Source organism: Nocardia puris, assembly GCF_036051655.1.
GTDB classification, from domain to species: domain Bacteria; phylum Actinomycetota; class Actinomycetes; order Mycobacteriales; family Mycobacteriaceae; genus Nocardia; species Nocardia puris.
Map to the genome: position 1 here is coordinate 6,742,673 of NZ_CP107943.1, position 17,753 is coordinate 6,760,425.

At 70.3% G+C, this 17,753-nt stretch carries 15 protein-coding genes; 3 read left to right on the forward strand and 12 right to left on the reverse strand.

Annotated elements, in window-relative coordinates; all coding sequences use genetic code 11:
- Nucleotides 1-192: 192 nt before the first annotated feature.
- Nucleotides 193-1,488, reverse strand: coding sequence for an SPFH domain-containing protein (locus OHB21_RS31295; RefSeq protein WP_067511209.1), 1,296 nt, complete (start codon nucleotides 1,486-1,488; stop codon nucleotides 193-195).
- Complete coding sequence (locus tag OHB21_RS31300; RefSeq protein WP_067511210.1) at nucleotides 1,488-1,919, reverse strand: NfeD family protein; 432 nt, start codon at nucleotides 1,917-1,919, stop codon at nucleotides 1,488-1,490. The genes OHB21_RS31295 and OHB21_RS31300 overlap by 1 nt, the downstream gene beginning before the upstream one ends.
- Before the next feature lie 148 nt (nucleotides 1,920-2,067).
- On the opposite strand from OHB21_RS31300, the gene OHB21_RS31305 reads away from it, so the two are divergent.
- Both OHB21_RS31305 and OHB21_RS31310 read left to right on the forward strand, forming a co-directional pair.
- Entirely contained in the window at nucleotides 2,068-2,880 is an 813-nt protein-coding gene (locus OHB21_RS31305; protein WP_067511211.1) for a DUF3097 domain-containing protein, read from the forward strand.
- Nucleotides 2,881-2,926: 46 nt separating this feature from the next.
- Nucleotides 2,927-3,742, forward strand: coding sequence for a hypothetical protein (locus OHB21_RS31310; RefSeq protein WP_067511212.1), 816 nt, complete (start codon nucleotides 2,927-2,929; stop codon nucleotides 3,740-3,742).
- 355 nt (nucleotides 3,743-4,097) lie between these two features.
- Here OHB21_RS31310 and OHB21_RS31315 read toward each other — a convergent pair whose 3' ends face one another.
- From OHB21_RS31315 to OHB21_RS31360, 10 genes are all read right to left on the reverse strand, one after another.
- A complete protein-coding gene (locus OHB21_RS31315) occupies nucleotides 4,098-5,300 on the reverse strand; it encodes an ABC transporter permease (RefSeq protein WP_324191892.1) in 1,203 nt (400 codons plus the stop codon).
- Nucleotides 5,297-6,205: an ABC transporter ATP-binding protein gene (locus tag OHB21_RS31320; RefSeq protein ID WP_067511214.1), complete on the reverse strand. Its 909-nt coding sequence runs from the start codon at nucleotides 6,203-6,205 to the stop codon at nucleotides 5,297-5,299. The genes OHB21_RS31315 and OHB21_RS31320 overlap by 4 nt, the downstream gene beginning before the upstream one ends.
- Before the next feature lie 63 nt (nucleotides 6,206-6,268).
- The gene (locus tag OHB21_RS31325) at nucleotides 6,269-7,324 is read right to left on the reverse strand and encodes a ferrochelatase (protein WP_195124395.1); all 1,056 of its coding nucleotides are present in this window, start codon (nucleotides 7,322-7,324) and stop codon (nucleotides 6,269-6,271) included.
- Between the two features lie 22 nt (nucleotides 7,325-7,346).
- Entirely contained in the window at nucleotides 7,347-8,183 is an 837-nt protein-coding gene (gene inhA / locus OHB21_RS31330; RefSeq protein WP_067511216.1) for an NADH-dependent enoyl-ACP reductase InhA, read from the reverse strand.
- Between the two features lie 47 nt (nucleotides 8,184-8,230).
- Nucleotides 8,231-8,950, reverse strand: a complete 720-nt coding sequence (gene fabG1, locus OHB21_RS31335; protein WP_067511217.1) for a 3-oxoacyl-ACP reductase FabG1 — start codon at nucleotides 8,948-8,950, stop codon at nucleotides 8,231-8,233.
- A 74-nt stretch (nucleotides 8,951-9,024) separates the two neighbouring features.
- Nucleotides 9,025-10,029, reverse strand: coding sequence for a VWA domain-containing protein (locus OHB21_RS31340; RefSeq protein ID WP_067511218.1), 1,005 nt, complete (start codon nucleotides 10,027-10,029; stop codon nucleotides 9,025-9,027).
- The gene (locus OHB21_RS31345; protein ID WP_195141951.1) at nucleotides 10,026-10,985 is read right to left on the reverse strand and encodes a DUF58 domain-containing protein; all 960 of its coding nucleotides are present in this window, start codon (nucleotides 10,983-10,985) and stop codon (nucleotides 10,026-10,028) included. Before OHB21_RS31345 ends, OHB21_RS31340 begins: the two co-directional genes overlap by 4 nt.
- A gap of 32 nt (nucleotides 10,986-11,017) precedes the next feature.
- Nucleotides 11,018-12,208, reverse strand: a complete 1,191-nt coding sequence (locus OHB21_RS31350) for an AAA family ATPase (RefSeq protein ID WP_067511220.1) — start codon at nucleotides 12,206-12,208, stop codon at nucleotides 11,018-11,020.
- A gap of 195 nt (nucleotides 12,209-12,403) precedes the next feature.
- Nucleotides 12,404-13,819: an NlpC/P60 family protein gene (locus OHB21_RS31355; RefSeq protein WP_195124396.1), complete on the reverse strand. Its 1,416-nt coding sequence runs from the start codon at nucleotides 13,817-13,819 to the stop codon at nucleotides 12,404-12,406.
- Between the two features lie 265 nt (nucleotides 13,820-14,084).
- On the reverse strand, nucleotides 14,085-14,651 hold the full coding sequence (locus OHB21_RS31360; protein ID WP_067513648.1) for an Rv1476 family membrane protein: 567 nt from the start codon (nucleotides 14,649-14,651) through the stop codon (nucleotides 14,085-14,087).
- A gap of 278 nt (nucleotides 14,652-14,929) precedes the next feature.
- On the opposite strand from OHB21_RS31360, the gene OHB21_RS31365 reads away from it, so the two are divergent.
- Nucleotides 14,930-17,749, forward strand: coding sequence for an aconitate hydratase (locus OHB21_RS31365; RefSeq protein WP_067513642.1), 2,820 nt, complete (start codon nucleotides 14,930-14,932; stop codon nucleotides 17,747-17,749).
- The last annotated feature ends 4 nt before the right edge of the window (nucleotides 17,750-17,753 follow it).

Below are 17,753 nucleotides of genomic sequence, written 5' to 3' on the forward strand. Positions count from 1 at the left end.
CGCTGTTCTCAGCGACGCCCAGAACCGTAGTCGGACACATCGGACTCTGCAACTTTTCAGCAAATCATCGCGCGCCGGGTCGTGAGACCCCGCTCACCTGGTCACCTACCCACCCCGAGCGCATTCGAACGTGCGGAGACGCAGAACGCCCCGCTACCCGGGATCGGGTGGCGGGGCGTGCCGAGGATGTCGTCAGCGCCGGTAGTTCTCCGGCGGCTGCCACGGCCGTCCGTGCGGGTCGTCCGGACGGTAGCCCGGCTGCTGCTGCGGGGGTTGCTGCTGTTGCGGCGGGTAGGGCTGCTGCGGTTGCGGCGGCGCCGGCTCCGCGGGCGGGGCCGGGGGCTTCTCCAGATCGCGCGGGCGCGCCGGCGGCGTGGGGGTGAGCGGGGCCAGCCCCTCGACCGGCGTCCGGGCGCTGGCCTCGGCGGCGCGAACGGCGCGTTCGATGGTCGGGTCGGGCGCGGTGTCGAACCAGTCCGCCACATCCGAGTCGTCCTCCACCTTCACCGGCGGGACGTCCTCCTGCGGAGGCTCGTAGCGGAACACGCCGTCCTCGCCCTGCGTGGCGAAGTTCTTGGCGAACCCTTCCAGGGCCTTGCCGAAATCGCTGGGCACCAGCCACACCTTGTTGGCATCGCCGCGCGCCACCATCGGCAGCGTCTGCATGTACTGGTAGGCCAGCAGTTCCGGCGTCGGCTTGCCGGATTTGATTGCGGCGAACACCTTTTCGATGGCCTTCGCCTGACCTTGCGCCTGCAGGTAGGCGGCGGCGCGCTCACCCTGGGCCCGCAGGATGCGGCTCTGGCGCTCGCCCTCGGCGGACAGGATCGCCGACTGCTTGGCGCCCTCGGCGGAGAGGATCTGCGCCTGCTTGGCGCCCTCGGCCGTCTTGATCTGCGATTCGCGCGTGCCCTCGGCGGTGAGGATCATGGCGCGCTTCTCGCGGTCGGCCTTCATCTGCTTCTCCATCGACTCCTGGATCGACGGGGGCGGATCGATGGCCTTGAGCTCGACCCGCGCCACGCGCAGGCCCCAGCGACCGGTGGCCTCGTCCAGGACGCCGCGCAGCTGGCTGTTGATCTGGTCGCGGGAGGTGAGCGTCTCCTCGAGCGTCATGCCGCCGACCACGTTGCGCAGGGTGGTAACGGTGAGCTGCTCCACGGCGGCGATGTAGTTGCTGATCTCGTAGACCGCGGCCTGCGGACTGGTGACCTGGAAATACACCACCGAATCGATCTGCAAGGTCAGGTTGTCCTGGGTGATCACCGGCTGCGGCGGGAACGACACCACGCGCTCGCGCAGGTCCACCTTCGCGCGGATGCGGTCGGCGAACGGCACCAGGAACGTCAGCTGCCCGGACACGGTGCGTGAGTACCGGCCGAGCCGCTCGATCACCGCGGCCTCGGCCTGCGGCACCAGCGCGATCGACTTGAACACCACCACCACGACCAGCAGCACCAGTACGGCGGCGACGATCAGTACAGCCATCAAGGCCCCTTCCAGACGACGGCCGTCGCGCCGTCGATCCTCATCACGTACACGGTCACACCCGGCTCGTACACCTCGTCCGGGTTCATCGGCCGCGCGGTCCACTCCTCGCCGCCGAGCTTCACCCGGCCCGAATGCGCGGCGACCTCTTCCAGCACCAGCGCCGACTTACCTTGCAGCGCATCGACATTCGTGGGCACGGCGGGCGGCAGGCTGTAGCGGCGCCGCAGGATCGGGCGCACCCCCAGCATCAGCACGGCGGTGATCACCGCGAACACGATCGCGTCCACGACCAGCGAGGTGTCCGCCGCCGCGCTCACACCGGCGGTGCCGAGGGCGGCGATGCCGATCATGAGCAGCGTGAGGTCACCGGTGAGCATCTCCGCCGCCGCGAGCAGAATTCCCGCGACCAGCCAAAAAATAGCGGCCACACCCCCACTCTAACCGTCCGGAGTTGATCTCGGGCCGCTCTCGGGCGACGGCGCGGCGCCCCGGGGCCGCAGGTTCGGCGAAACGCGGCGTCGCAACCGCGAAATCGCCCTGCCACCCGGTAGTTTCGAGCGGGTGGGTACGCGTGACATGTACGGCGGTGACATCTACTCCGGGCACGCCCGGTCGCGGAAACGGGTGGTGCCGACCGTGGCGGCCGACCGCGATCTCGTCGTGGAGGACGCCGCGACCGGATTCTGCGGCGCCGTGGTGGGTTTCGACCGCAGCTACGACGGCGACTTCGTGAAACTCGAGGACGGGCGCGGCGCGGTGCGGCTGTTCGCGCTGCGCGAGGCGGCGTTCCTCATCGACGGCGAACCGGTCACGCTGGTGCGGCCCGCCGTCGGCGCCCCGAAGCAGCCCGTGCGCTCGGCCTCGGGGTCCACGCGGGTGGAGGGACTGCGGGCGCGCGTCGCCAAGGCCAGCCGGATCTGGGTGGAGGGCGTGCACGACGCCGCGCTCGTCGAACGGGTGTGGGGCCACGATCTGCGCGTGGAGGGCGTGGTGGTGGAACACCTCGAGGGCCTCGACAATCTCGCCGCCCGGCTCACCGACTTCGCGCCCGGCCCCGGCAGGCGGGTGGGCGTGCTGGTGGACCACCTGGTGACCGGGTCGAAGGAAACCCAGCTCACCACCGGGCTCGGGCCGCACGTGCTGGTCACCGGTCACCCCTACGTCGACGTGTGGCAGGCGGTGCGCCCGGCCGCGCTCGGCATCGACACCTGGCCCACCGTGCCGCGCGGCGAGGACTGGAAGACCGGCGTGTGCCGCAGGCTCGGCTGGGGCACGCCGCAGGACGGCTGGCGGCGGGTGTACGACGCGGTGGGCTCGTTCCGGGACCTGGAGTCGCCGCTGATCGGCGCCGTCGAGCGGCTCATCGACTTCGTCACCGAACCGGAGTAGCCCACCGGTCCGTGCGCTCGCGCGGATCCCTCTATGCTCGAAGATTATGTGCTCCCCAAGTGCCACGCTGACGGTGTGGGCCGGCTCCTGGCTGGCCGGGAACAGCGCGCCCGACGACGTGCTGGAGGCCATGCACGCCTGGGCGCCGAGGCACACCATCGCCGCCGGTGATCCGGTCACCGGCGGGCGCACCGACCTGCCGTGGTCCTCGCGCGCGAACCTGCCCGGGAGCGGAGTCATGCCGCTGCTCAAGGTGATTCGCGAAGCGATGGCGCGGCCGGGGGCGCAGTTGCGGCTCGTGCTCCCGGTGCCGGGCGACGTGCGCGGGCTGCCGGTGGGCACGGTGTTCGCCGCCGACGCGGTGGAGGCGGGCGAGGGTCTGCTCATCGGGGTGCCCGGCGGCGAAGGGACCGGCCTGATACCGCATCTGGCCGAGGACGACGCGCTGCAGTGGACCGTGTACAGCGTGCCGATGCCGCTCGCCGCCGGGCCCGACATGTCGCTGGGCGAAGCCGAATACACGATGCGCGAGGCCGTGCGCGACGCCGCCGACGCGCTCATGAAACTGCACACCACCGCCGTCGGCGTCACCGACTCCGATCCGCGCGAACTCATCGAGGCCGAACTGGCCGACTACTCGCGCCACGACTACCCCGAGTCGATCCCGTTGCGCGCCAGGCGAATTCTCGACACCGCCGACCACGTGGCCGCGATTCTCACGGTGGCGCAACGGGAACCGGCCTCCTCCCCCACCTCCGCCACCGCCATCGGCGCCCACGAAAGCCTGCTCCGCCCCCTCTGGGACGCCATCCGCGCCGCCCGCCTCGTCGCCATCCACACCGCCGCCCGCGGGCCCGCCTGACTCGCCCAGCGGCCACCATGACCTTCCCCGTCGCTCGGAGAGCGACCGCCGCCAGTCCCTGCACCGCGCGCGGATCGAACCCCTCGAGCCCAGGGCGGGAACCCTCCGGATCGGTGGAACCTCGAGACGAGGCGTGCTCACCCGGCGGGCACCACCGGCGAGTAACGCCAACCACGCACCCGTATCCGGCACGGCCGACACGGAGATGTCCCGGTGACTCGGCGTGCGCCGAAAGCGGCGCACGCCGGTGACGGGTGGCGCTCAGCGCACAGCCTGCCGCCCTGGCGAACGGGAGCCGGTGCGCAGGATGCATGCGGGCGACGATCCAACAGGCGCGGCACCACCGGGAGCGCGGTCAACCCCGCAGGGCCTGCTTCCAGGGGACGCGAGAGCCGGTGTGCAGGACGCTGCGGGAGTAGATGCGGGCGGCGAGCCAGGCGACGGCGGCGCAGGCGGCGACCATGAGGGCGAGGGAGCCCGCGATCTCCCAGGGGGCGACGTCGCCGGCGGCGGTGCGGACGGGCATGACGAACGCGGAGAACGGGGGGATCCAGGCGGCGATCACGCTGAGCGGGTTGTCGGGGCTGCCGATGGCGAAGATGCTCACGAAGTAGCAGACCATGACGATCAGCATCACCGGGGTGGTGACGCCCTGGACCTCCTCCTGGCGCGACACCAGCGCACCGGCCGCCGCGTACACGAGCGCGAACAGCAGATAGCCGAGCACGAACCACACCAGCGCGCCCGCGATGACCACCGCGGCCGTCCCGCTGAGCGTGATCAACCCCGCCGCGCTGCCCGCCGCGGCGCCCACCACGCTGAGCACCACCACCTGGATGAGCGCCGCCGCGCCGATGCCGAGCACCTTGCCCCACAGCAACTGCAGCGGGCGCGCCGTGGAGAGCAGCAGCTCCACCACGCGGTTGGACTTCTCCTCCACCACGCCCATCGCCACGTACACGCCGAAGCCGAGGACGGAGATCAGCAACAGGATCAGCACGAACCACGCCATGCCGACCTTCTCGCCGCGCTGCGGATCCACCGGCTCCGCGGCCTCCACGGTGACGGTCGCGCCCGTCATCGCCGCCGCGACGGCCGCACTGTCGGCCCCGCTCGCGGCGAGCGCGCGCTCCAGCGCCACCCCGCGCACCACGCCGGTCAGCACCGACCCCAGGGCCGGGTCCAGGTCGTCCTCCACCACCGCGACCACGCCGTCCCCGTCACCCGGCAGCAGCGCCGCGTCGGCGTCGCCGTCGGTGACGCGGGCGCGGGCCTCCTCGGCGGTGAGCCCGTCGGTGACGGTCAGCTCGAGACCGGCCGCCTTCCCGGCCTCGGCCAACGGCGTCACCACGGCCGCGTCCACACCGGCGGCCGCCACGTCGAACGCGGGCTGGCCGTCGTCGCGGAGGAACAGCGAGTAGATCACCGCGGCGGCCACGATGCCGACGGCGGTGATCGCGAGGCCGAGGCGGAACGCCTTGGTGCGGGTCTGGGCGAGCAGTTCGCGGCGCGCGATGAGGCGCACGGCGCGCAGCCACGCGGTGTCCGGGGCCGTCACGAGGCCACCACCTCCCGGTAGAGCTCGGTCAGGGTCGGCCGGTGCGAGGCGAAGTGTCGCACCGGGCCCGCGGCCAGCGCGTGCCGCAGCACGGTCTGGTCGTCCACGGCGTCGTCGAGTTCGAGCACGGTGGCGGGCGGCGCACCGTCGGCCGCCCCGACGTGGCTGAGCACTCGCACGCCGGACAGCCCGCCGGCCCAGGTGGCAGGCGCGTCGGACACGGAGACCTCCAGCCTGCGGGCACCGCGCGAACGCAGCTCGGAGACGGTCCCGTCGGCCCGGATGCGGCCGGCGACGATGATGCCGACCCGGTCGCACAAGCGCTCGACCAGTTCCAGCTGGTGGCTGGAGAACATCACCGGCACGCCGGCGTCGGCCCGTTCGCGCAGCACCTCGCTCATCATGTCCACGGCCACCGGGTCGAGCCCGGAGAACGGTTCGTCCAGCACCAGCAGCGCGGGGCGGTGCACCAGCGCGGCGGCGAGCTGCACGCGCTGCTGGTTGCCGAGGCTGAGTTCTTGCAGCGGCCTGTCGAGTTTGTCGGCGATGCCGAGCCGTTCGGCCCAGCGCCGGATCTCGGCGCGCGCGTCGGCGCGGGTGAGTCCGTGCAATTCGGCCAGGAACTCGAGCTGTTCGCCGACCTGCATGCGCGGGTAGAGCCCGCGCTCCTCGGGCATGTAGCCGAAGCGCTGGCGGGCGGCGAAATCGACCGGCGCGCCGTCGAATACGACGGTGCCCGCGTCGGCGGCCAGGACGCCGAGCACGATGCGCATGGTGGTGGACTTGCCCGCGCCGTTGCTGCCGACGAAACCCAGGATCTCCCCCGGACCGACCCGCAGGCTCACGTCCTCCAGCGCGACGATCTCACCGAAATACTTACGCAGACCGTGTAATTCGAGCGCCATCCCGGCGACCTCCCCTCCGACTCGATGGTTCCGGCCCGAGAAGCACCCGCACCGGAACAGGATTCAGTTCCCGGCGGGCCTGCCCCGGGGCGGCAGGGCGCAGCAACCGACGGCGCAGGGCGTGCCGTTGCGCGTGCACCCGTGACCGGGCACGGCCCCGAGTTTGCGCGCGGGCACACCGTCGAGATGTTCGGCGACGAGTTCGGCCACCATCCGCGCGAACCGGGGATCGGGGCCGGGTGTCGCGGCCCGCGCGAACGCCATGCCCAGTTCGCCCGCCTTCTCCTTGGCCTCGTTGTCGAGATCCCAGATCACTTCGAGGTGATCGGAGACAAATCCGACCGGACACACCACCACGGCGTCCACGCCTTTGGCGGAGAGATCCTCGAGGTGGTCGACGATGTCGGGTTCGAGCCACGGCACCTGCGGCGACCCCGACCGCGACTGCCACACCAGGTCGTAGTCGCCGAAATCTGTTGCCGCCGCGCACAATCGGGCCGCGTCGGCGACCTGACGGCTGTACAGGCGAACGTCGGCGTCGGGCGCGGGGGCCGTGTCGGCCGCCACCGGGATGGAGTGCGCGGTGAACACCAGCCGCGCGCCGTCCCTGCGCTCGGCGGGCAGTTCCGCCAGCGCCGCGCGGATCGCGTCGGCGAACGCCTCGACCAGCAGCGGGTGGTCGAAGTACTGCCGCAGCTTCACCAGATCGGGCGCGCCCTCGCCGAATGCCGCACGCGCCCTGGCGATGTCCTCGTTGTACTGCGCGCAGCCGGAGTAGCCACCCCACGCCGAGGTGGTGAAGACCAGCGCCTCGCGCACACCGTCGGCGGCCATCCGCGCGACGGTCTCCTCCACCATCGGATACCAGTTGCGGTTGCCGAAGTAGACCGGCAGATCCCGTCCCGCGGTGGCGAATTCGCGCTCCACCGCGGCGATGATGTCGCGGTTGAGCGCGTTGATCGGCGAGACGCCCCCGAAGTGGAAGTAGTGCTCGGCCACTTCCTCGAGCCGTTCGCGCGGCACCCCGCGCCCGCGAGTCACGTTCTCCAGGAACGGCATCACGTCCTCGGGGCGTTCCGGGCCGCCGAACGACAGCAGCAGCAGCGCATCGGCGGCCACAGTCACCTCCTCGGGAGCGATATCAGTGGACGAAGCCGTTTTCCGGGAACCAGGTGTTGTGGCTGGCGCCGCCGTCCACGTAGATGATGGAGCCGGTGGTGGCGGGCAGCCAGTCCGAGAGCAGCGCCACGATCGACTTCGCCACGGCGGTCGGATCGTCGACGTCCCAACCGATGGGCGAGGCGCCGTCCCAGTAGACGTTGAGCTGGTTCAGCTTCGCGGCGTCGTCGGTGGCGGTGCCGGCGATCGCCTTGGCGGCCAGCGTCTTGATGGGGCCCGCCGCGATGAGGTTGGAGCGCACCCGCTTGGCCTCGCCCACCTCGCGCGCGACGTAGCGGTTGACCGACTCCAGCGCCGCCTTCGCCACACCCATCCAGTTGTAGAACGGCATCGCGGTGCGCGGGTCGAAGTCCATGCCCACCAGCGAACCGCCCTCGTTCAGCACGGGCAGCACGGCGCGGGCCAGCGAGGCGTAGCTCCAGGCGGAGATCTCGAAAGCCTTGGCGGCGTCGGGGCCGGGGCCCTCGAGGAACGGCTTGGCGTCGGGACCCATCAGGGTGCGGGGCGCGAACGCGATGGAGTGCAGCACGCCGTCGATGCCCTCGGGCGCCAGCTCGCGCACCTTGTCCGCGAGTGCGGCCAGATCCTCTTCGCTGGTGACATCGAGCCCGATGGCGGGCGGGATCTCCTGCGGCAGGCGCTTGGCGATCCGGTCGATCAGCCGCAGCCGCTCCGGGATACCGGTGATGAGCACCTTGGCACCCTGCTCCTGCGCCACCCGCGCCGCGTGGAACGCGATGGAGGAGTCGGTGATGATGCCGGTGATGAGGATGGTCTTGCCTTCGAGCAATCCGCCCATGAGTTTCTCGGTTCTCCTGAAAGTCGTGAGTGCAGGTGACGGCGGGACTAGTGGCCCATGCCCATGCCGCCGTCGACGGGCAGGATCGCGCCGTTGATGTAGGAGGCGTCGTCGGAGGCCAGGAAGCTGATGGCGGCGGCCACTTCCTTCGGATCACCCACGCGGCGCGCCGGGATCACCTTGAGCACCAGTTCCTTGAGCTCCTCGTTGGCCTCTTCCCGGGTCATGTCGGTGTCGATGAAGCCGGGGGCGACCACGTTCGCGGTGATGTTGCGGTTGCCGATCTCGCGGGTGAGCGCGCGGGCCATGCCGATCAGGCCCGCCTTGGACGCGGAGTAGTTGACCTGGCCCGGGCCGCCGAAGGTGCCCATCACCGAGCCGAGGAAGATGAGGCGACCGAACTTGCCGCGGATCATGGCGCGGCTGGCGCGCTTGGCACAGCGGAACGCGCCGGTCAGGTTGGCGTCGATGACGCGGCTGAACTGCTCCTCGCTCATGCGCATGACCAGCGTGTTGTCCACGATGCCCGCGTTGGCCACCAGCACCTCGACCGGACCCTGGTGGGCTTCCACCTCGGCGAACGCCTGCTCGACCGAATCCATATCGGTGACATCGCACTTCACGCCGAACAGCCCGTCCGGCGCCCCCGATCCGCGATGGGTCACGGCCACCTTGTGACCGTCCGCCGCCAGCCGCTGCGCGACCGCCAGTCCGATGCCGCGATTGCCGCCGGTCACCAGGACCGAGCGCGATGTGATGTTCGACATGAGCACCAACCTATCTGTTCGAGTTCGTCCGCCCGCGCACGGGCTCTCCACGTCGCAGCAGCGTACGCGGGCCGCTAGGGCAGCCGTTGACGATAGAGCAATCCGGTCACGATGCCGGCGGCCACGACGAGCATGCCCATCAGCAGCCACGGTCTGCTGGCGTCGCCGCGGGTGGTCTCGTAGCCGATCTGCTCCTCGAGGGTGTCGTAGACGGCGTTGAGTTCCTCCAGGCTGGAGGCGGTGTAGAACTCGCCGCCGGACAGGGTCGCGATCTCGCGCAGCGACTCGTTGTCGACGGGCACCTTCACCCGCTGCGGGTTGCCGCCGTCGGGGTCCGGGATCTCCACCGAACCCCAGTCGGTGCCGAAGGAGATGGTGGAGACCGGGATGCCCTTCTGCTTGGCCAGCCGGGCCGCGGTGAACGCGTGCCGCGGGTTCTCCACGTCGGTGTCGTCGGGGACGGTCTGCTTACCGTCCGACATGAGCACCACCCGGGCGGGGGGTGGGGTCTCCGCGCCGCCGAGCACGGTGGCGAGCGTGTCGATGGACTGCAACGCCGTGAGGATGCCCTCGCCGGTGGCGGTGCGCTCGGCCAGTTTGATGTTGTCGATGGCCGCCTTCACCGATTCGCGATTCGTGGTGGGCGACACCATGACCGACGCGGTGCCCGCGTAGGTGACGAACCCCAGATTGATGCCCTGGGTGAGGCCGTCGACGAATTTCTTGCCCGCCTCCTGTGCCACCTGCAGGCGGCTCGGCGACACGTCGGTGGCCTCCATCGACAGCGACACATCCATCACCAGCACGACGGTCGCGCGGTTGCGCGGCACCTTCTGCACCGAGGTGGGACCGGCGGCGGCGATGGTCAGCAGCACCAAGCCGACCAGCATCAGCGCGATCGGCGCGTGGCGCATCGGGTTCGGCCGCGCCGGGGCGACCTTCTCCAGCACCGACATGTTGGAGAACCGCAGCATCTGCTTGTGCCTGCTGCGCTGCACCAGCACGTAGCCGAGCGCGAGAAGCAGGACGACGACCAGGAAACCGAGCCAGACCAACGCGGTGAAATGGGAAATACTCACTGGCGAGGCACCCGCCCGCTCGGGGCGCCGAAGCTGTGGCGCCGGGTGGACACGAACCGGACCACGTCGGCGATCCAGTCCCGATCGGTCCGCAACGACAGCACCGGCGCGCCGCAGCCGCGCAGCGCCTGCTCGACCTGCGCGCGGTGCTCGCGCGCGGCGGCGGCGAAATCGGCGCGCAGCGTGGGCGTCACGCTGAACTCGCGGGTGCGGCCGCTCTCCGGATCGTGCAGCACGACGTCGCCGACGTCGGGCAGTTCCAGGTCGCGGGGATCGAGGACCTCGACGGCCAGCAGATCGTGACGCGCGGAGATCGCGCGCAGCGAACGCTGCCAGTCGATGTCGCCGAGGAAGTCGCTGATGATCACGGCGAGACCGCGTTTGCACTGCGGTCGGCGCAGCGATTCGATCGCCGAGCGCAGATCGCCACGCACGCCGTCGCGGGCGTGCGGGGTGGTCGCGATGCCGCGCAGCAGGGTCTGCGCGTGAATCCGCCCGCTGCGCGCGGGAATTCGGACCAGCTGCTCGCCGGTGGCGACGACGGCGCCGATGCGGTTGCCGCCGCCGCTGGTGAGATGGGTGACGGCCGCGGCGGCCGCGATGGCCAGATCGCGCTTCTGGCACGCGGCGGTGCCGAAGTCGAGGCTGGCCGACAGGTCGACCACCATCCACGTCTCCAGCTCGCGGTCGGCGATCATCTGCCGCACGTGCGGATGGGTGGTGCGGGCGGTCACCGACCAGTCCATCTGGCGCACGTCGTCGCCGGGCTGGTACATCCGCGACTCGCCCGGCTCGGAGCCGGGGCCGGGGATCAGGCCCAGGTGGTCGCCGTGCAGCACGCCGTCCAGGCGCCTGCGGACGGTGAGTTCGAGGGTCTTCAGCGCCGCCGACAGCCGCGGATCGGTCAGCTCGCCCGCGCGGAACGAGGGCGGTGCGTGCGATGTCCTGCTGTTCACTCGGGGAACCTCGGGCCCTGCCGACGCGGAGGTCACTTGGGCTGGTTGTTGCCGACGGCCGGAGCCATCTGCGGCTGCGCGCCCTGGCCCTGCGGCTGCGGCGGCTGCGGAATATGCGACTGCTGCTGCGGCGGCTGCGGCACGCCGGGCGCCGGCACGGGACGCTCACCCGAGGGCACCGCCTGCGGGGCGACCTGCGGCAGGCCGACGGTCTGCAGCACGCGCCGGATCACCTCCTCGGGGGTGACCTCGTCGGCGAGCGCGTCGTAGGACAGCACCAGGCGGTGGCGCAGCACGTCGGGGATCACCTCGACCACGTCCTGGGGCACCACGTAGTCGCGGCCGCGGATCAGCGCGACGGCGCGGGCGGCGGCGATGATGCCGAGGCTGGCGCGCGGCGAGGCGCCGTAGGCGATCCACCCCGCGACGTCGTTCAGGCCGAAGTCCTGCGGCTTGCGGGTCGCGGCGATCACCCGGACCACGTAGTCGACCAGCGCGTGGTGCACGAAGGTGTTCGCGGCGACCTTCTGCAGGCGGATGATGTCCTCGGGCGAGAGCACCGGCTTGGCCTCCGGCGGCGTGACGCCCATCCGGTAGATGATCTCGCGCTCCTCCTCGACCGAGGGGTAGTCCACGACCACCTTGAACAGGAAGCGGTCGCGCTGCGCCTCGGGCAGCGGGTACACGCCCTCGCTCTCGATCGGGTTCTGCGTCGCCATGACCAGGAACGGGTCGGGCATCGGGTAGGTCTTGCCGCCGATGGAGACGTGCCGCTCGGCCATCACCTCGAGCAGCGCGGACTGCACCTTGGCGGGCGCGCGGTTGATCTCGTCGGCGAGCACGAAATTCGCCACCACCGGGCCGAGTTCGGTGTCGAACTGCTCGCGGCCCTGCCGGTAGATCCGGGTGCCGATGAGGTCGGTGGGCACCAGGTCGGGCGTGAACTGCACGCGCGAGAACGAGCCGCCGACGACCTTGGCGAAGGTCTCCACCGCGAGCGTCTTGGCGATGCCGGGCACGCCTTCGAGCAGCACGTGACCGCGCGCGAGAACGCCGACCAGCAGCCGTTCCACCAGCCGGTCCTGGCCCACGATCACCCGTTTGACCTCGAAGATCGCCTTCTCCAGGGTCGCGACGTCGCGTTCCAGCGAGCCCGGCGCCTTTTCCGGCGCGTCCTTGGCCAATTCCGGCCCGCTCACTTTGTCCGTCGAAGTCACCAACATCCCCGCTTTCGCCTCGGTATCGGTCGTGCTGGCCCCAACTATTCCAGGTAATCGCGCGGGATGCCGCAACCGGCTCCGGTATCAGCGCAATTCGCGCGTTCGGACGGGCGCGCGGGGCGACACGCCGACGTCCGCGACGACGCGGGGGCGTGTCCTTTCGACGTCCGATTCGCCCGGATCGTTCGGTGTCCCGGTTCAGGACACGATGCGCACGGCGTAGGGCATGATGCCGCTCTCGCGGACCGGCGACACCTTCACCACGTCACCGGACTGCGGGGCCTCCACCATCTTCCCGTTGCCCAGGTACAGCGCCACGTGCTGGCTACCGCCCGGCCCCCAGAACAGCATGTCGCCGCGCATCCGCTCGCCCACCGGCACGCGGGTGCCCGCGTTGTACTGGTAGCCGCTGTAGTGCGGGAGCGAGACGCCGATGCCCGCGAACGCGTACAGCATCAGGCCGGAGCAGTCGAAGCCGATCTTGTTGTAGTCGCCGTGGCTGTCGGCCACGCCGCCGTCGCGGATGCCGAGGGTGGGACCGTCCTCGTCACCGCCGCCCCACGCGTACTGCACACCCAGTTGCGACATGGCGCGGTCCACCACGATCTCCACCGCCTCCGAACCGCGCACCGACGGCACGTCCGTCTTGGGTGTGCTGCGCTTGGGCGGGGGTGCGTCCTCGAGCTGGGTGTGCGGCCGTTTCCCGTTGCCCGCCTGGGCCGCTCGATCGCGCGCGGCCTGGTCGGCGGCGGCGCGGGCGGCGGCCGCCGCGGCGGCGGCCTGGATCGCGGCCTCCTCGGCGCGGCGCTGCTGATCCCACGACTGGTACGCCTCGCGCTGGCTCTGCAATCCGGCCACGTTCGCGCGAGCGGCGTCCAGCCGGCTCTGCGCGGCATCGCGTTCGCGCAGCAGGCTGTCGCGCTGCGCGGTCTGGCGGTCCACCTCGGCCTTGGCCTGCGCGACGGCGTGCTCGGCGTCGTCCTTCTTCTGCTGGGCCACCGCCGCGGCCGCGTCGGCCTGCGCCTTGGCCTGGCGCGCAGTCGAATTGCGGTTGCCCTGCTCGATCTGGGCGCGGCGCAGCGCGTCGAGCACCTGCCGCTGGTTCTTGGACACCAGCCCGAGCACCTGGGAGCGGTCGATGGCAGCGCCCGGTGTGGACGCGGCGAGGTAGGTGACCATGGAGCCCACGCCGGGACGGGTGTAGGCCTGGGTGGCGAAGTCGTCGAATTCATGCCGGGCGCGAACGACTTCGTCGCCGGCGACGGCCAGATCCCGCTCGGTGCTCGTGACCACGGCGGCCGCCGCGTCGACGGCGTCGCGGGCGTTCTGCAGGTCGACCAGCGCCCGGTTGACCTCCTCGCGCTTGATCGCGAGCGCGCCGTCGAGTTCCTGGAGTTGCTGGTTCACCGAGCCGACCTGGTTGATGAGCGCGCCCACCTCGCCGATGCCCGCGTCGACGCGCGCGCCCGCGTCGGCGATCTCCCCGTCGCTGGGGTTGGGGGGCGGGGGCGGCACCGAGGCGGTGGGACCGGCGGTGACGACCACCGCGACACACACCAGCAAACCCAGAGCGACCGATAGCCCGCGCCGCCCGATCCGGCCTGTTCCGCGCATCGCACCTCCAAGGACCCGAGTCCGGCTTCGCCTCACGAGCCCCGACCGCACCATCGAGCTCAGTGGTGGGCGGATAGCCCTCGACAACACTTGTTCCCCATCGGTAACCACTCGAACCGTACGACACTTCTGTCACCAAGAAAACTCCAGCAACAGAATCACACACGCGTAATTCCGCGCATTGCCGGGAATTAGCCAGATGCGCGCAGGGGATTCGGGGTTAAAACAAACCGACCGTTAGGAAAAGTGGCGAAGAGGAGACCGATTACCGGTCGACGGGGTGATTCTCGCTCGGCGGCGCGGCGTCCGACTCGGCCTTGGCGCGGCGCACCTTGACCCAGTAGAGCCCGCCCACGGCCAGCGCGGTGCCCGCCAGCAACACCGAGGTGATCGCGGTCCAGGACACCATGTCCGACTCCTCGAGGCGGTCCACGAAGATCCGCGCGGCCGCCACCGAATCGCCCTGCTTGCTCTTGGCCGCGTCCTCGGCCCACTCGAGCTTCACCCGGCTGATGGTGTCGCTGTGCGTGCCCACCCAGTCGTCGCTGAAGACCACCACGGTCCCGGGTTCGGATTTGCCGATCTCGATGGCCAGGTCCCGTAGATTGGAATCGTGTCCTGGATTCCCGGGGATCACCACGATGGTCAGCTCGAGCCCGTCGGCCCGCGCCTCGGTCACTATCGCCTCGAGCCCGGCCCGGTCCCTGCCCTCCGGTGCGGCGACGTTGGTCTGCGCGACCTCGGCCTTGATCGTCGACAGCGTGTCCGCGTCGATCGTCGGCGGCAGCTCCGCGCGCTGGGGAGTGAAAACCGAGGTGTACGTGGGCGCCATCTTCCATCCGGTCTGTCGAGCCGCGTCGGCGGACATTCAACACTGCAGGGTGAGCTGAGTTCGACCCTGAGCCAGCTCGGAAGCACAGTACGCGACCGGGGCCCGCGGCACCGACCCCCGCCACGCCGAACGCCCCCCGCGCGTTTCACAGGACAAGCGTACTGTTAGAGTCGAGGCGCGAGGAACCGGCGCTCTTGCGGCGCCGGGGCCCCTCCAAGGACTCGAGCCATCGGCACAGCCCCGCCGATGGCCAACCCTCACAGACGAGTGGAGCTGACGTGACGACAAGTATCGATACTTTCGGCGCCAAGGGCACCCTCGAGGTCGGAAGCAACTCCTACGAGATCTTCCGTCTCTCGGCCGTGCCCGGCACCGAGAAACTCCCCTACGCACTGAAGGTCCTCGCGGAGAACCTGCTCCGCACCGAGGACGGCGCCAACATCACCGCCGATCACATCCGTGCCATCGCCAATTGGGATCCCTCGGCCCAGCCGAGCATCGAGATCCAGTTCACCCCGGCCCGCGTGATCATGCAGGACTTCACCGGAGTGCCCTGTGTCGTCGATCTCGCCACCATGCGCGAGGCCGTCACCACCCTCGGCGGCGACCCGAACAAGGTCAACCCGCTCTCGCCCGCCGACATGGTCATCGACCACTCGGTCATCCTGGACGTCTTCGGCCGCGCCGACGCCCTCGAGCGCAACGTCGACCTCGAGTACGAGCGCAACGGCGAGCGTTACCAGTTCCTGCGCTGGGGCCAGGGCGCGTTCGACGACTTCAAGGTCGTCCCCCCGGGCATGGGCATCGTGCACCAGGTCAACATCGAGTACCTGGCGCCCACCGTCATGGTCCGCAAGGGCCAGGCCTACCCCGACACCTGCGTCGGCACCGACTCGCACACCACCATGGTCAACGGCCTGGGCGTGCTGGGCTGGGGCGTCGGCGGCATCGAGGCCGAGGCGGCGATGCTGGGCCAGCCCGTCTCCATGCTCATCCCGCGCGTGGTCGGCTTCAAGCTGACCGGTGAGATCCAGCCCGGCGTGACCGCCACCGACGTGGTGCTCACCGTCACCGACATGCTGCGCAAGCACGGTGTGGTCGGCAAGTTCGTCGAGTTCTACGGCAAGGGCGTCGCCGAGGTGCCGCTGGCCAACCGCGCCACCCTGGGCAACATGAGCCCCGAATTCGGCTCCACCGCGGCGATCTTCCCGATCGACGCCGAGACCGTGAACTACCTGCGCCTCACCGGCCGCACCGACGAGCAGCTCGCGCTGGTCGAGGCGTACGCCAAGGAGCAGGGCATGTGGCACGACCCGGACAACGAGCCCGCCTACTCCGAGTACCTCGAGCTGGACCTGAGCACCGTGGTGCCCTCCATCGCCGGCCCGAAGCGCCCGCAGGACCGCATCCTGCTCAGCGAGTCGAAGATCGCCTTCCGCAAGGACATCCACAACTACACCTCCGACGCCGAGGGCGGCGCGGCCGCCGACACCCCGCACTCGAACCTGGACGAGGCCATCGAGGAATCCTTCCCGGCCAGCGATCCCGCCGTGCTGTCCTTCGCCGACGACGACGCCGTCATCGTGCACTCGGCCGCGAACGGCGCCGAGGGCCGCCCGACCAAGCCGGTCCGGGTGCGGTCGGAGGAGCGCGGCGAGTTCGTGCTCGACCACGGCGCCGTCGTGGTCGCGGGCATCACCTCCTGCACCAACACCTCCAACCCGTCGGTCATGATCGGCGCGGCGCTGCTGGCCCGCAACGCGGTCGAGAAGGGCCTGTCGTCCAAGCCGTGGGTGAAGACCAACATGGCGCCGGGCTCGCAGGTCGTCAACGACTACTACGAGAAGGCCGGCCTGTGGCCGTACCTGGAGAAGCTGGGCTTCTACCTGGGCGGTTTCGGCTGCACCACCTGCATCGGCAACACCGGCCCGCTGCCGGAGGAGATCTCCAAGGCGGTCAACGACAACGACCTGTCGGTCACCGCGGTGCTCTCGGGCAACCGCAACTTCGAGGGCCGCATCTCCCCCGACGTGAAGATGAACTACCTGGCCTCGCCGCCGCTGGTCATCGCCTACGCGCTCGCGGGCACCATGGACTTCGACTTCGAGACCGACCCGCTGGGCAAGGACACCGAGGGCAACGACGTCTACCTGCGCGACATCTGGCCCTCGCCGCAGGAGATCGACGACACCATCAAGTCGGCGATCAGCCAGGACATGTTCCGCAAGTCCTACGCCGACGTGTTCAAGGGCGACCACCGCTGGCAGAACCTGGCCACCCCGGAGGGCGACACCTTCGCGTGGGACGAGAACTCGACCTACGTGCGCAAGGCGCCGTACTTCGACGGCATGCAGCTCGAGCCGTCGCCGGTGTCCGACATCAAGGGCGCGCGCGTGCTGGCGCTGCTGGGCGACTCGGTCACCACCGACCACATCAGCCCGGCGGGCCCGATCAAGCCCGGCACCCCGGCCGCGCAGTACCTGGACTCGCACGGCGTGGAGCGCAAGGACTACAACTCGCTGGGTTCGCGGCGCGGTAACCACGAGGTCATGATCCGCGGCACCTTCGCCAATATCCGGCTGCGCAACCAGCTGCTCGACGACGTCTCGGGTGGTTACACCCGCGACTTCACCCAGCCCGGCGGTCCGCAGGCGTTCATCTACGACGCCTCGCAGAACTACCAGAAGGCCGGCATTCCGCTGGTCGTGCTGGGCGGCAAGGAGTACGGTTCGGGCTCCTCGCGTGACTGGGCCGCCAAGGGCACCCGCCTGCTGGGCGTGAAGGCCGTCATCACCGAGTCGTTCGAGCGCATCCACCGCTCCAACCTGATCGGCATGGGCGTCATCCCGCTGCAGTTCCCGGCGGGCGAGTCGGCCAAGTCGCTGGGCCTGGACGGCACCGAGACCTTCGACATCGAGGGCATCACCAAGCTCAACGAGGGTGTGACCCCGAAGACGCTGAAGGTCACCGCCACCAAGGAGAGCGGCGAGGTCATCACCTTCGACGCGGTGGTCCGCATCGACACCCCCGGTGAGGCCGACTACTACCGCAACGACGGCATCCTGCAGTACGTGCTGCGCAACATGATCCGCAGCTGACGTG